Origin of the sequence: Aeribacillus sp. FSL K6-1305 (assembly GCF_038050115.1) — a bacterium.
Lineage (GTDB): Bacteria > Bacillota > Bacilli > Bacillales > Aeribacillaceae > Aeribacillus > Aeribacillus composti.
This window is the reverse complement of the sequence record NZ_JBBOQV010000001.1, coordinates 852,336-866,376: the sequence shown is the minus strand read 5'-3', so window position 1 is coordinate 866,376 and position 14,041 is coordinate 852,336. Positions and strand designations below refer to the sequence as shown.

Annotated in this window: 13 protein-coding genes; 10 read left to right on the top strand and 3 right to left on the bottom strand. The window is 39.8% G+C overall.

Annotation, left to right across the window (positions count from 1 at the left end; all coding sequences use genetic code 11):
* Window positions 1-42: 42 nt before the first annotated feature.
* The 6 genes from NST97_RS04045 (at window position 43) to NST97_RS04020 (ending at window position 6,716) form a co-directional block, all read left to right on the top strand.
* Window positions 43-186 carry a hypothetical protein gene (locus NST97_RS04045; RefSeq protein WP_161939811.1) on the top strand — a complete coding sequence of 48 codons (144 nt, stop codon included), beginning with the start codon at window positions 43-45 and terminating at the stop codon, window positions 184-186.
* A gap of 566 nt (window positions 187-752) precedes the next feature.
* Window positions 753-1,694 carry a ring-cleaving dioxygenase gene (locus NST97_RS04040; RefSeq protein WP_341342952.1) on the top strand — a complete coding sequence of 314 codons (942 nt, stop codon included), beginning with the start codon at window positions 753-755 and terminating at the stop codon, window positions 1,692-1,694.
* Between the two features lie 41 nt (window positions 1,695-1,735).
* A complete protein-coding gene (locus NST97_RS04035) occupies window positions 1,736-2,347 on the top strand; it encodes an alpha/beta hydrolase (RefSeq protein ID WP_341342951.1) in 612 nt (203 codons plus the stop codon).
* Between the two features lie 543 nt (window positions 2,348-2,890).
* Window positions 2,891-4,264, top strand: coding sequence for an IS1380 family transposase (locus NST97_RS04030; RefSeq protein ID WP_339211605.1), 1,374 nt, complete (start codon window positions 2,891-2,893; stop codon window positions 4,262-4,264).
* A gap of 840 nt (window positions 4,265-5,104) precedes the next feature.
* Window positions 5,105-6,037: an aldo/keto reductase gene (locus NST97_RS04025; RefSeq protein ID WP_341342950.1), complete on the top strand. Its 933-nt coding sequence runs from the start codon at window positions 5,105-5,107 to the stop codon at window positions 6,035-6,037.
* A gap of 97 nt (window positions 6,038-6,134) precedes the next feature.
* Window positions 6,135-6,716: an LOG family protein gene (locus NST97_RS04020; protein WP_066251226.1), complete on the top strand. Its 582-nt coding sequence runs from the start codon at window positions 6,135-6,137 to the stop codon at window positions 6,714-6,716.
* 83 nt (window positions 6,717-6,799) lie between these two features.
* On the opposite strand, the gene NST97_RS04015 is transcribed toward NST97_RS04020, so the two are convergent.
* The 3 genes from NST97_RS04015 to lexA all read right to left on the bottom strand — a co-directional run bounded on the left by NST97_RS04015 (window position 6,800) and on the right by lexA (window position 10,451).
* The gene (locus NST97_RS04015) at window positions 6,800-7,384 is read right to left on the bottom strand and encodes a lysophospholipid acyltransferase family protein (RefSeq protein ID WP_066251223.1); all 585 of its coding nucleotides are present in this window, start codon (window positions 7,382-7,384) and stop codon (window positions 6,800-6,802) included.
* A gap of 734 nt (window positions 7,385-8,118) precedes the next feature.
* On the bottom strand, window positions 8,119-9,498 hold the full coding sequence (gene gdhA / locus NST97_RS04010) for an NADP-specific glutamate dehydrogenase (protein ID WP_327862970.1): 1,380 nt from the start codon (window positions 9,496-9,498) through the stop codon (window positions 8,119-8,121).
* Window positions 9,499-9,827: 329 nt separating this feature from the next.
* Window positions 9,828-10,451 carry a transcriptional repressor LexA gene (lexA, locus tag NST97_RS04005; RefSeq protein WP_063388299.1) on the bottom strand — a complete coding sequence of 208 codons (624 nt, stop codon included), beginning with the start codon at window positions 10,449-10,451 and terminating at the stop codon, window positions 9,828-9,830.
* 158 nt (window positions 10,452-10,609) lie between these two features.
* Between lexA and yneA the strand changes: the two genes are divergently transcribed.
* From yneA to tkt, 4 genes are all read left to right on the top strand, one after another.
* Window positions 10,610-10,924: a cell division suppressor protein YneA gene (gene yneA / locus NST97_RS04000; RefSeq protein ID WP_339196274.1), complete on the top strand. Its 315-nt coding sequence runs from the start codon at window positions 10,610-10,612 to the stop codon at window positions 10,922-10,924.
* Window positions 10,925-10,942: 18 nt separating this feature from the next.
* Window positions 10,943-11,593: a YneB family resolvase-like protein gene (locus NST97_RS03995; RefSeq protein WP_339196272.1), complete on the top strand. Its 651-nt coding sequence runs from the start codon at window positions 10,943-10,945 to the stop codon at window positions 11,591-11,593.
* Window positions 11,594-11,668: 75 nt separating this feature from the next.
* Entirely contained in the window at window positions 11,669-11,899 is a 231-nt protein-coding gene (locus NST97_RS03990) for a DUF896 domain-containing protein (RefSeq protein ID WP_340733804.1), read from the top strand.
* Window positions 11,900-11,970: 71 nt separating this feature from the next.
* Entirely contained in the window at window positions 11,971-13,980 is a 2,010-nt protein-coding gene (gene tkt / locus NST97_RS03985) for a transketolase (protein WP_066251217.1), read from the top strand.
* Window positions 13,981-14,041 lie beyond the last annotated feature (61 nt).

Below are 14,041 nucleotides of genomic sequence, written 5' to 3'. Positions count from 1 at the left end.
ATGTTGATGTTGACAAAGAGATGAGTTTGAGGGGGGAGGAATATGATGAAAGGATTACTTATTTTAATTGGCTTATGTCTTCTCGAAATCATCTTAGCAAAATTGGCGTTAAAAGACAAAGATGCTTCGCTGATGGATTTTGCTGAGTTCTTTGAATTAGATGATAAAAAAGAAGATCAGAAATGATACCTGTCCGGTTACGGTATTCAACTTCATTTGTCTACATTTGCTAAAGCCATACGGATTTACTAATATTAAATTGCAACGGTCATTCCGATCAGTCTGCAAAAAGCAATTTGCTTTTGCATGTTTTCGGTTTATCTGAAAGCAGCTGGCGGATGCCGGCTACTTTCAGGATGTTGCGTGTTCATCACCAATCTTAAATTCGACTGTGTTTGCCGAGCCATCACAAAAAAAATTTATGGAACGGCCGATAGCCCTTGCTGCGGCAAGAACAACAATTTCTGTAACGATTTTGCGCGCAAGAGGAGAGGGAGGTTTCTCTTCGCATTCAAACGCTGCTCTTGCGATTGCTTTCATTTTGGTAAGGATGGTATTTTAGTGAATACGGAACGAAAAGAGATGAAAAATTCAACAGATCAGCTTTTTGACAATAAATGAAAGATTTGATAAAATTATTTCGAATTAAAAATAATTTAATTCGAGATATTTTAATTCGAAATAATGACCCGTTAAAATGATTGATTTACAAAAACGAATCGCGTAAAGAAAATAATAAAGGAGAATCAAAGATGAAAAAGAAAACAGCTGGAATTCATCATATTACTGCTATTGTCGGCCATCCGCAGGAAAATATTGATTTTTATGCCGGAGTTTTAGGGCTGAGGTTAGTTAAAAAAACTGTGAATTTCGATGATCCCGGCACGTACCATTTTTATTTCGGGGATAAAGAAGGAAAGCCAGGGACACTGATTACTTTCTTTCCTTGGCCTGATGCGTATCAAGGAAAAATCGGCAATGGTCAGGTGGGTGTAACTTCTTATGTGATACCAGAAGGTTCCATGAGCTTTTGGCAAGAAAGACTAGATAAATTTAGAATTCCGTTTACAATGACAGAACGGTTTGGTGAGTCACTGCTTGTATTTCAAGACCCGCACGGTTTGAACATTGAGCTAGTGGAACGAAAAGAAGGAGAATTAAATCAATGGGAATTTGGCCATGTCACCTCTGATGTTGCCATTAAAGGATTTGGCGGCGCCGTATTATATTCATCATTTCCTGAAAAAACGTCAGAGTTGTTGGAGAATATTTTTGGACTTCAACGAATTGGAAGGGAAGGAGATTTTATTCGTTTTCAGTCTCCAAGTGAAATCGGCAATGTCGTTGATGTAAAAATTACTTCTTCCGGACGCGGCATCATGGGGGTTGGAACAGTCCATCATATCGCGCTTCGGGCAAAAGACGACAACGATCAACTAGAATGGAAAACATCTTTAGAATCAAATGAATACAGGGTAACGCCAGTTCAGGATCGAAAGTATTTTCATTCTATTTATTTCAGAGAGCATGGTGAAATTTTGTTCGAAATTGCAACAGATCCTCCGGGTTTTGCAATTGATGAATCTTTAGAGGCACTTGGAAAAGAATTAAAGCTTCCGGAGCGTTACGAAAAGTATCGGGAACGGTTGGAAAATAAGTTGATGCCAGTGGAAGTCCGTAACCTTGACGAATAAGAAAAGTAATGCTTAATAAACGCTGAGAAGGAGAAAAAACGATGAAACATATTTTTCAAAAAGGAAGCAATCCGGCAAAACCGACTCTCCTATTGCTGCATGGAACCGGCGGAAATGAATTTGATCTTCTTCCCATTGCAGAAATTATTGATCCAGAAGCATCGATTTTAGCTGTGCGCGGAAATGTAATTGAAAATGGAATGCCGCGTTTTTTTAAAAGACTTGCCGAAGGAGTTTTTGATGAAGAAGATCTTGTTTTCCGTACAAAGGAATTAAACTCTTTTTTAGATGAAGCAGCACAAACATATCGATTTGATCGAAATTCTGTAATCGCAATCGGTTATTCCAACGGAGCAAATATAGCAGCCAGCCTTTTATTCCATTTTCGGGATGCGCTAAATGGAGCCATCTTGCATCACCCGATGGTGCCGAGAAGAGGGATGGATCTGCCGGATCTTTCAGGAAAAAACGTTTTTATTGCAGCTGGAAAGCGTGATCAAATTTGCTCTCCTGAAGAATCAATAGAGCTTAAAACATTTTTAGAAAATAACAACGCAAATGTGCACTTGCATTGGGAAAACGGAGGACATGAGCTGACTTTATCAGAAGTTCAGGCAACATCCAATTGGTACCGGCAGCTTTATCAAAAATAAGCTGTGAAAGATACCAATAAAAGCAAGTAAATTGGATCAAAATGTTGCCAGCAATCAATTGGCCGTCATTCCAAAATGTTTATAACAAAATGCGGAAGGAAATTGGGCGTGCTCTTCCATTTGTAAATGTTTGTCATTCTCAAGGCTCGTACATCATATATCAAAAGAGCTGCTTAATTCCACGCAAAGCGGATCAAAAATGATCCGTAATGCAAAAAGTTTCGTCAAAGTGCGGGAGTTCTTATATTTGAAAAAATGTTTATCAACTTTGAACCTTGTGCATCAAATATATTAACAGAGCTGCCGAATTCCACAAGATTTACAATAGAAAATCGTGAGCGTTCGGTGGATTTTATGAAATCAAGATAAGTATTCGCAAAATAAATGTTTTGACAGAGGCATTAATTTGCAATTTTTCAGTAATGCTTTATTCTGTTTTAATTAATTCCTGAATCCGTGACAAAACATCTTTACAATGGTCGCAAACCGTTGATACGATAAGGGAAAACGACGTTGACGATTCTTCATCAAGTAGGTGATGTGATGAAAGATTTCCCGATTCGGTTTGTATTGACAGATGAAGCGATTACCCCAAGTGCTGGGCTTGCTCTCGTTGGCTACTTACTCCATCGAACGAAACTGGATAAACGGGTAAACGCACTTCGGCTTCCAACGGTTCGTCGAGAAGTGCACATTTCCCATAGCGATGTCATTCGCTCGATGATTGGCTTGCTTGCCACAGGAAAAACGGATTTCGATCATATCGAAGCGTATCGTCAGGACGATATCTTTTCGGCATCGATGGGGATTCAGCACGTGCCTTCCTCTCCAACCTTGCGACAACGACTCGATCAGCTCGCTTGTCTTCCGATGACCGAAACGATTCTTTGGGAGGAGTCCATACGTCTGTTGATTCAACGACATGCCACTTTGTCCCCTTGTTGGACCAAAGGAAAGACGACATGGCTTCCCCTTGATATAGATGGTTCCCCATTTGACAACTCCGATACGAAAAAAGAAGGAGTCAGTCGAACGTATAAAGGATTTGACGGTTTTACACCGTTGTTTGCGTATGCAGGGAAGGAAGGGTATCTCGTTCATGCCGAGTTGCGTCCAGGGAAACAACATGTGCAAGACAACATGCCCTCGTTTTTAGTCACCGCTATCCGTCGAGCTCGTCAACTGACTTCATCTCGTCTGCTTGTTCGCATGGATGCAGGAAACGATGCAGAAGCGAATGTGCACGTATGCCTAAAGGAAGACGTGGACTTTGTCATCAAGCGAAACTTACGCCGAGAATCGACAGCGCTTTGGTTCCAGATCGCTTCGCAAAAGGGCAAACGTGTCGATGATGGACAAAGCGAAGGAGTACAAACCTATGAGCTATGCCTTCCACAGAAGGCAGCGATCGATGGAAACACGTATACGTACGTTCAAGTCACCCAAGTGACGGAACGGACGATGGAACGCAATGGACAGCTGATGCTCGTTCCTGATTATGAAGTGGAAAGCTATTGGGTGCGGCTCAAAGGATACGAGCATGTTCGAATGAGCGATGTGCTCGCGTTGTATCATGACCATGCGACATGCGAACAGTTTCATAGCGAACTGAAGAGCGACTTAGATTTAGAGCGGCTTCCATCTGGGAAGATGAAAACGAATGCGCTCGTGTTGGTCATGGGAGCCTTCGTTTACAATCTTCTTCGTCTGATTGGACAAGATCTATTAAGCGATCCGAGACATCCGTTGCACCACAAAGTGAAACGCCGCCGCATCAAGACGATTATTCAGACGGTGATCACGATGGCAGGGCGACTCGTCCGTCGATCACGACAGATCTGGATGAAACTGACGCGAAGGAGTGGCTATAGCGAGCCCCTACTGAACGTCTATCAGAAATGGAGAGAGGTAAGATAACGAACTAATGTTCGATCACTGATGTCCAACGTCACTCCCTGGGCTTTTTTGTCTATTTTTTTGGTTCGTATACCTAAAACAGAGATTTGTTCCATTTTCGGAAATAGAGATGACATAGGTCATAAGCATAAAAGGGGTTTATGGATTATCAATCCATCAAAATTACAACAAAATCAAAGTCGATTTCAATTCATCACGGATTCAGGTAATTGATATAATTGCCGAAAAAAAGAATATCGTTCTAAATAAAAAGATTGAAAGTAAAGGACGGAATTGCTTTCAAGCAAACAGTGGGGCTGTCCGACGAGTTGCTAAAATGAAAGATTTTGAGAAATACAACTGTGAAGGACAAACATAATGAAATAAAATTTATAAATGTTCTTTATAGAGGCAATGAAGTCCAACAAGAAGCGATTGTATGTGCTGAATGACCGTCATAAAACTTTTGAAGAACCTAATGAAGAAAGAGAGCAAAAGAAAAGTCCTTCATAAGACTTCTGAAGGATATAAACAAGATTGAAAAAAATTGTATGTCCGATAAGTCTCTAAAATAATGCTCCCAAAAGTCAGTTAACCCTACTTTTGGGGGCCTCTTTATTTTGTTATTGCAGCAGGCTGCAATCTCTTAAGATATTTTTATGGTGCTTTAGACAACTTCAAGAATTTGAACATAATGGAACAAACAATAAACAGTCGAGCAACTGCTGCTTGAAAATGAATAAAAGAATCCTTTCATAATTTCATTTATAAAGCCATAATAATATTTAATAGCTTATTAGTTAAAAAACTGATTTTTCTGATAGAATTTGTTATAATGTTAATGAAAGGAGTTGAAATATTGTGACAAAAAAGACTAGATTAGGCAAGACCGATATATATGTGAACCCAATCGGGCTTGGAACAAATGCTGTTGGCGGGCACAACATTTTTCCAAACCTTGACGATGAAACTGGGAAAGAAATCGTTCGTACAGCTTTGGATCATGGAATAAATTTTTTGGATACGGCATTTTATTACGGTCCTGAGCGTTCGGAAGAAATTATCGGTGAAGTCGTCAAGGAGTTTGGCCGTCGTGATGAAGTAGTCATTGCTACTAAAGGTGCTCACAAATTTGTAGACGGAAAAGTTGTTCTTGATAACTCTCCCGATTTCCTTGGCGAGTCGGTCGAGGGCAGCCTGAAACGCTTAAAAACGGATTACATAGATTTATATTACATTCATTTTCCGGACGAAACGACACCGAAGGATGAAGCTGTCGGTGAATTGAAGAAGCTTAAGGATGAAGGGAAAATTCGTGCGATCGGTGTATCGAATTTCTCGCTCGAACAATTAAAAGAAGCGAACAAAGATGGGTATGTCGATGTAATTCAGTCCGAATATAACTTATTTAAACGACAAGCAGAAAAAGATTTGCTTCCTTACACGGCGGAAAATGGAATATCGTTTATACCATATTTTCCACTTGCCTCAGGTCTATTAAGCGGAAAATATTCGAAAGATGAGAAGTTCAATGATTCACGTGCACAAAATCCTTTGTTTCAAGGGGAAGCATTTGCGCGTAATCTCGAAAAAGTCGAGCAATTGCGTCCAATCGCAGAAGCGAAAAATGCTGAAATTGCTCACGTTGTGCTAGCATGGTATTTAACGGTCGATTCCATCGATGCGATCATCCCTGGTGCGAAGAAGCCGGAACAGGTACTTGACAATTTAAAAACGTTAGATGTCCAGTTAACAAAGGAAGAAATAGAGAAAATCAGTCAGATTTTTCAATAATTTTGTAAAAAAGCTGTGATGGAAATATCCCATTCACAGCTTTTAATAGGACTTTCTCATTCGTCAGAACGTTTAGAGAAGAAGCAGGAGTGGTAATATGAGACGTGTTTGTGTTTTTGCAGGATCGAATCCGGGAACAAATCCTAAGTATAAAGAAGCAGCTATCAAACTGGGAGAAGAATTGGTAAAAAACAGGCTTGAGCTCGTATATGGAGGCTCCAGCATTGGTCTGATGGGAGTGATTGCAAACACCGTATTAGAGTTAGGAGGCACCGTATTGGGCGTTATGCCGACGAATTTATTTCAAGGAGAGGTTGTCCACAAGCATCTCACTCAGCTTTATGAAGTCAATGATATGCATGAGCGGAAAGCAAAAATGGGAGAGCTTTCAGATGCGTTCATTGCTCTTCCCGGAGGCTATGGTACTTTTGAGGAAATATTTGAAGCGGTTAGCTGGGGGCAGCTTGGGATTCATGAAAAGCCTGTGGCGTTGTTAAATATCGATGACTATTACACGCCGGTAAAACAGATGATTGAGAATGCGGTAGAGGGAGGCTTCATGCCTGAAACGCATAAACAGTTTATGATTTTTGCAGACAATCCCTCTATATTAATAGATAAACTTCGTGCGTACAAACCGCCTTTGAAGACAAATAAGTGGATCGAACTAGATCGATAAATGAAAATATCAGAACTTTACTTCGCCTTTAGCTTTCTGATCAGTTTGTCTAAAAATGACAAGCTGATCAGAAACGTCAATGTTTAGTCGTTTATGCTTTTTTCAAGAGCTTTCAGCTTATGTTCAAGCTGTTGAAGCGCATCATCAATTTGATTTGCATTTTTCTCTAAATAGATTGGTTCGCCAAATGCAACGACAGCTTTTTTCCCGGCAAAAAAATCTTTTAAACTTTTTGGACCATGATAGGTTGCAGGCAATATGGGAACGCCGGCTTTCATCGCAATTGTAACCGCGCCTCTTTTTAAAGGAACTTCCTCGTCTGTTCTTGTGCCGCTCGGGAAAATTCCAACAACTTTATTTTCTTTTAACAGTTTCAAAGGAATTTTTAGTGCGCTCGGTCCAGGATTTTCACGATTAACTGGAAAAGCATGCATCTTTTTCAAAAACCAACCTATGAGCGTGTTCTGAAACAATTCTTTTTTGGCCATATAATGGACATGAATTGGAAAAAGTGCTGCGGCGAGCAAGACTACATCTACCCAGCTGCGATGAGAGCATGTAACAATAAAACGATGGTCTGCCGGAATATGCTGCTTGCCTTTGACTTCTAGCAAACTAAAAATTTTAATGATCAATATTGCAAGTTTTCCTGCTAAATGATAAATCATTTTGTTCCCCCCCCCCGAATGACTTCCAGAAATATGTTTGCGTTGCAAAAGATCTGTATTTTCGGTTAGGGCGCATGTCGATTTTGTCTGCGTTCAGTTTAGCATTTTTACGTGATGCATGTAAAGTCGGTAGTACATCGTCAACGAATCGTCTTATCCAAAGTCAGTCAGTGAAAATACCGCCGTTTCATTTGGAGGAAGGGCGGGTCGTATTCGGTGTTTTTTAGATGAACAAGTATTTGTGCTGAAGGTTGTTGGCGCTGGATAAAAGGGGCAACCACATCAATAATAAAATGTTTTAATTGGAAAAATCAATTTTAATAGCAGTTACTTTGTTTCTATAAATTTTATACTTAATGATACAAAATATTGAGAGTAAAGAAGAGAAGAAGCAGAAAAACGAACATCAGCGCAATCTGTCTTTTTTAATTAAAAAGCAAGAGACAATCAGTCCAGGCATCAGCGTAAAAAAATATGTAAGATAATCTGACATAAAACTTCAATTCTCTCATTGAATGGGATACACTGATAGAGAAAAATTTGATCCAATCGTGGAAATAAAGAAGAGTGAATTTGGATCGGTGTGATGTCAATTTCTATTCACTCAAGTTAAGATGGGGTATTATAGTGAGCATGATGAATCGCCAAAGCAGGTTAGGTAAAGCTTTAGCGATTATCATATATGTTTACTCACTATAAAGAATAAATGATGGAAATGACCATTTTTCTATCTTTTAAATGACTCCTTGTTCTACCATTGCATCAGCGACTTTTTTAAATCCTGCAATGTTAGCGCCGACGACAAGATTTCCGGAGCAGCCGTATTCATTTGCAGCGTTGACGCAATTTCGGTAAATGTTCTTCATGATATCACGTAATTTTGCGTCGACATCTTCAAAGCTCCAAGACAATCTTGCGCTGTTTTGAGCCATTTCTAATGCTGAAACAGCAACTCCGCCTGCGTTAGCAGCTTTTGCAGGTCCAAAAAGAATATTGTTTGATAAAAACACGTCGATCGCTTCTAATGTAGACGGCATGTTGGCGCCTTCTCCAACAGCTTTGAGTCCGTTGGAAACAAGGAGTTCAGCTGCTTTTTTATCGATTTCATTTTGAGTAGCGCATGGGAGGGCAATATCGCATGGAATGGACCAAATTCCGGAACAGCCTTCATAATATTCTGCATGAGGATGTTCATTTACATATTCTTTAATTCTTTTTCTTTCAACTTCTTTTAACCTTCTAACCGTTTCAAGATTAATTCCATTTTTATCAAAAATGTAGCCATCAGAGTCGCTGCATGCGACAACTTTTGCACCTAATTGTGTTGCTTTTTCAATCGCATATATGGCAACGTTCCCAGAACCAGAGACAACAACTGTGCTTCCTTTGAAGCTTAATCCATGGTCATTAAGCATTTCTTCAACAAAATAAACAGTTCCATAACCTGTCGCTTCGGTTCTCGCTAAGCTTCCGCCGTACCCAATGCCTTTTCCGGTTAACACCCCAGCTTCAAATCCGCCGCGTATTCTTTTATATTGGCCAAACAAGTATCCGATCTCTCTTGCGCCAACTCCAATATCACCGGCAGGAACGTCAATATCTGGTCCAATATGTTTGTAAAGCTCTGTCATAAAGCTTTGTGTAAATCTCATAATTTCCCCATCTGATTTACCTTTCGGATCAAAATCAGATCCGCCTTTTCCTCCGCCGATCGGCTGCCCAGTCAATGAATTTTTGAAGATTTGTTCAAATCCTAAAAATTTAATAATGCTGGCGTTGACGGTCGGGTGAAAGCGCAAGCCTCCTTTATATGGCCCAATTGCACTATTATATTGCACTCTAAATCCGCGGTTTACACGCACTTTTCCTTCGTCATCCACCCATGGAACGCGAAAAATGATCAATCTTTCCGGCTCAACAATTCTTTCAAGTATTCCGTGCTTTATATATGTAGGATGTTGAGCAAATACAGGCACAAGCGAGTCAAATATTTCTTTTACAGCTTGAAGAAACTCAGGCTCATTCGGATTTTTTTCTTGCACGGATTGAAATACTTCATTGACATATTGCTTTGCATTTTCCAGTTCACTTTGTTTCATAAGTAATTGATTCATAGCACCTCTCCTATACCTAAAATTTAAGCAGTTAGAAGAATTCAAACAATTCAGTAAATCATCCCGGCACTGGCTAAGGAAGCGAAATCTACAATAAAAAATTCTACAACAAAATAAATCAAAAAACAATGACTGTTGAGAATTGTTGCATAATAGCTTTGCATGCAGGCGCGGAGAAGGCGCCTGAAATTTGTTTCATTGAATCTAGCTTGTCTGCATACATATTGATTAGAAAACATTTTTAAAAATTTAACATCGCTAAGAGAGGGAATGTTGAAAATTTTATAAAAAGAAAAAGGATGCCTCACCTGTTTTGAGACATCGAATATTCAGTGTATGGAACGGTATAGCCCGATCACTTTTCCGAGTATTGTCACATTTTTTAAAATAATCGGTTCCATTGTTGGGTTTTCCGGCTGAAGCCGTATAAAGTCTTTTTCTTTGAAAAACCTTTTTACGGTCGCTTCATTGTCGTCTGTGAGCGCGACAACGATGTCGCCGTTATTGGCTGTTTGCTGTTGTCTGACAATAACTAAATCTCCGTCCAGAATGCCTGCTTCGATCATGCTTTCTCCGACTACTTCAAGCATGAAAAGTTGATCATCACCTGATGCAATATGATTCGGAAGCGGAAAATATTCTTCGATGTTTTCAACGGCAGTGATCGGAATACCAGCCGTCACTTTTCCGATGACCGGCACGTTGATCACATTGTTTGTTAGAAGGTGGCTGCCATCATCGTCCAAAATTTCAATGGCTCTCGGCTTTGTGGGGTCTCTTCTAATCAGTCCTTTGCTCTCAAGCTTTGCTAAATGCCCGTGAACAGTTGAACTGGAGGCAAGACCGACCGCTTCGCCGATTTCTCTTACAGAGGGAGGGTATCCTTTCTTTTTTACTTCCTCCTTAATGAAGTTCAAAATATCTTGTTGTCTCTTAGATAATTTTGTTGACATGTCAAGCACCTCAGTCATATCAATTTGTGTCGATTATAGCATGATTTTTCCAAAAAAGCAAACGTAAGTTCGAATATTTGCTTGACAGAAACATGTGTTCCCTTTTATACTTAAAAACAAAAACCGAACAAATATTCTGTTTCAGGGGGCGGTTCTTAATGGATAAATTATCATGGTCTTACATCGTTTCTTTTTTCCTTGTCATCATGGCGGCAGTTTTGGCGATTTCGTATACTGGAGAAAGGGAAGAGCTCGATCATTATATGGAGGTTCAAGTGAAGGAAGGGGACAGTTTGTGGAAAATCGCTGATGAATATAAAGAATATGACAATATGTCTCATTCAGAGTTTGTAAAATGGGTTCAGGAGCGAAACAATCTCCAAAGCCTTGTTGTAAAACCGGGGGAAACAATCGTCATTCCGATTGAAAAAAATAAATACTACAATGCTGAATATTTGGCAAACAAAGAATAACCGCAAGGAGCATTTAACATGAGAGCAGTCGTTTATGCAAGAGTCAGCACTGAAAAGGCAGAGCAGGAAACATCTTTGAAAAGACAAAAAGACGAGCTGTTAAAGCTCGCAGCTGAAAACGGTATGGAAGTTGTTGAAGTGATAGAAGAAAAAGCGAGCGGGTATGATGTTGATCGTGAAGGGGTTTTTCAACTGCTGGAATTGATTGAGGAGAAAGAAATTGAAGCGGTATTAATACAGGATGAAACAAGAATTGGCAGAGGAAATGCCAAAATCGCCATTGTCCATTCCATTTTGAAACAAGGCGTGAAAATTTTCACCGCTGCCCATCGCGGGGAGATGGAACTGTCTGAATCAGACACGATGGTGCTTGAAATTATAGGAATTGTGGAAGAATATCAACGAAAAATTCATAATTTGAAAATAAAGCGGGGAATGTTGAGAGCTATACAAAATGGGTACAGGCCTGAAAAAAATTTAAAGAATAGAAATTCTTCCTATAAAAGAGAGCGAAAAGAAGTTCCGATCGAGGAGATTGACCGATTGCGGAAAAACGGCCTGACATTTTCAGAAATAGCGGCAACATTAAGAGGATTCGGCTATGATGTTTCAAAAGCTACTGTTCATCGCAGATATCAACAATTTTTGTCAGAAAAAGGCGAATCATAGCAATAATTGTTGTCATTAGTGGTTGCATTTAGTATGATAAAAGAGCGCGGCAAAAATATACAAGGGGTTCAGCTTATGATTTCAAAAGAAAAACTTAACCGTATTAATGAACTATCTAAAAAGTCTAAGTCAGAAGGATTGACGCAAGTGGAAAAGCTAGTGCAGCAGCAATTAAGGCAGGAATATTTAGAGTCGTTTCGTCGGGATTTTCAAAACACCTTAAAAAATGTTACAGTGATTGATCCGAAAGGTAATGATGTTACACCGGAAAAATTGAAAAAATTTAAAAATAAAAGGCTGCATTAACGGATGGGTGTTGCCTTATTGCAACAATAAAGATAAGATTATAAACTGAAAATACAGATGAGAGGATGATAATGGTGACTCATTCCATTCAAGATTTATCCATCATGACGATTCGAACATTATCCATTGACGCGATTGAAAAGGCGAATTCCGGACATCCTGGAATGCCAATGGGCGCCGCACCAATGGCTTATGCGCTGTGGACGAAATTTATGAACATTAACCCTGAAAACCCTAATTGGTTTAATCGAGATCGCTTTGTTTTATCTGCCGGACATGGTTCGATGCTGCTTTACAGCTTGCTTCATTTATCGGGTTATGATCTTTCCATGGATGATATTAAATCGTTTCGTCAATGGGGAAGCAAAACACCTGGACATCCTGAATACGGACATACACCTGGCGTTGACGCAACAACTGGACCATTAGGCCAAGGAATAGCAATGGCCGTTGGAATGGCGATGGCAGAACGTCATTTAGCAGCTACATACAATAAAGAAGGATACAATATTGTTGATCATTACACATACGTCATATGCGGTGACGGTGACTTAATGGAAGGGATTTCCTCTGAAGCAGCTTCCTTAGCTGGTCACTTGAAGCTTGGACGATTAATTGTTCTTTATGATTCGAATGATATTTCCCTAGATGGGGATTTAAATAAATCATTCTCAGAAAATGTAGAAGAGCGCTTTAAATCTATGGGCTGGCAAGTGCTGCGCGTTGAGGACGGCAACAACATTGAAGAGATTTCGAAAGCCATTGAAGAAGCCAAATTGGATGAACAACGACCGACATTAATTGAAGTAAAAACAACAATCGGATATGGTTCGCCGAATAAAGCAGGCACTTCTTCCGTTCATGGTTCGCCGTTAGGTCCAGAAGAGGCAAAATTGACAAAAGAAGCCTATGCATGGACATTTGAAGAAGATTTCTATGTTCCAGCAGAAGTTTATGAGCATTTTGAGAAAAATGTAAAAGAACGTGGAAAGCAGAAAGAAATTGAATGGAATAATTTGTTTGAAAAGTATGAGAAAGAATATCCTGAACTTGCAAAAGAGTTAAAGGCAGCAATCAATGGTGAATTGCCAGAAAATTGGGATCAATCTTTACCTTTTTATGAAGAAGGAAAAAGCGTTGCAACCCGTTCTTCTTCTGGAGAAGTATTAAATGCAATAGCTGAAAAAGTTCCTTATTTCTTTGGGGGATCTGCAGACTTAGCTGGATCAAACAAAACGACAATAAAAGGTTCAGGAGACTTTTCTGCGGAAGATTACAGCGGACGAAACATTTGGTTTGGTGTCAGAGAGTTTGCCATGGGAGCAGCATTGAACGGTATGGCTCTGCATGGAGGTTTACGTGTTTTTGGCGGAACGTTCTTTGTTTTCTCTGACTATTTGCGGCCAGCGATTCGTTTAGCAGCATTAATGAATCTCCCTGTAACTTACGTGTTCACTCATGACAGCATAGCGGTTGGAGAAGACGGACCAACACATGAGCCGATTGAACAATTAGCTTCTTTGAGAGCAATGCCGAATCTTTCTGTCATTCGTCCAGCTGATGGAAATGAAACAAGAGCTGCGTGGAAGGCTGCGCTGGAATCTAAATCAACACCGACTGCATTAGTATTAACGCGCCAAAATTTAGAAACTATTAAAGGTACGAAAGAAAATGCTGAAGAAGGTGTTGCAAAAGGCGCTTATGTCATTTCACCGGCGAAATCGGATCAACCGGATGCTCTTCTACTTGCATCAGGTTCAGAAGTAGCATTAGCTATTAAAGCTCAACAAATTCTTGCATCTGATGGAATTGATGTGCAAGTCGTCAGCATGCCGTCATGGGACCGTTTTGAAAAGCAATCAAAAGATTATAAAGAATCAGTTCTTCCTAGCAGCGTAACGAAGCGTCTTGCGATCGAAATGGCATCTTCGCTTGGCTGGGAGCGCTATGTCGGATCTGAAGGTGAAATCTTAGCTATCGACAAGTTTGGAGCATCTGCACCTGGGGAAAAAATTATAAGCGAGTACGGTTTTACTGTTGAAAATGTTGTCGAAAAAGTAAAAGAATTAGTTCGGAAATAATCGCCAAAATTAGTGCCTCTATCCGCCACCATAAGACAAACCTTTTACATTCCTTGCTTTA

Coding starts and splice junctions, on each gene's coding strand:
- NST97_RS04045 (WP_161939811.1), top strand. CDS start 43: ATGATGAAAGGATTACTTATTTTAATTGGCTTATGTCTTCTCGAAATC.
- NST97_RS04035 (WP_341342951.1), top strand. CDS start 1,736: ATGAAACATATTTTTCAAAAAGGAAGCAATCCGGCAAAACCGACTCTC.
- lexA (WP_063388299.1), bottom strand. CDS start 10,451: ATGTCAACAAAATTATCTAAGAGACAACAAGATATTTTGAACTTCATT.
- yneA (WP_339196274.1), top strand. CDS start 10,610: ATGGATAAATTATCATGGTCTTACATCGTTTCTTTTTTCCTTGTCATC.
- NST97_RS03995 (WP_339196272.1), top strand. CDS start 10,943: ATGAGAGCAGTCGTTTATGCAAGAGTCAGCACTGAAAAGGCAGAGCAG.
- gdhA (WP_327862970.1), bottom strand. CDS start 9,498: ATGAATCAATTACTTATGAAACAAAGTGAACTGGAAAATGCAAAGCAA.
- NST97_RS04015 (WP_066251223.1), bottom strand. CDS start 7,384: ATGATTTATCATTTAGCAGGAAAACTTGCAATATTGATCATTAAAATT.
- tkt (WP_066251217.1), top strand. CDS start 11,971: ATGGTGACTCATTCCATTCAAGATTTATCCATCATGACGATTCGAACA.
- NST97_RS03990 (WP_340733804.1), top strand. CDS start 11,669: ATGATTTCAAAAGAAAAACTTAACCGTATTAATGAACTATCTAAAAAG.
- NST97_RS04030 (WP_339211605.1), top strand. CDS start 2,891: ATGAAAGATTTCCCGATTCGGTTTGTATTGACAGATGAAGCGATTACC.
- NST97_RS04040 (WP_341342952.1), top strand. CDS start 753: ATGAAAAAGAAAACAGCTGGAATTCATCATATTACTGCTATTGTCGGC.
- NST97_RS04020 (WP_066251226.1), top strand. CDS start 6,135: ATGAGACGTGTTTGTGTTTTTGCAGGATCGAATCCGGGAACAAATCCT.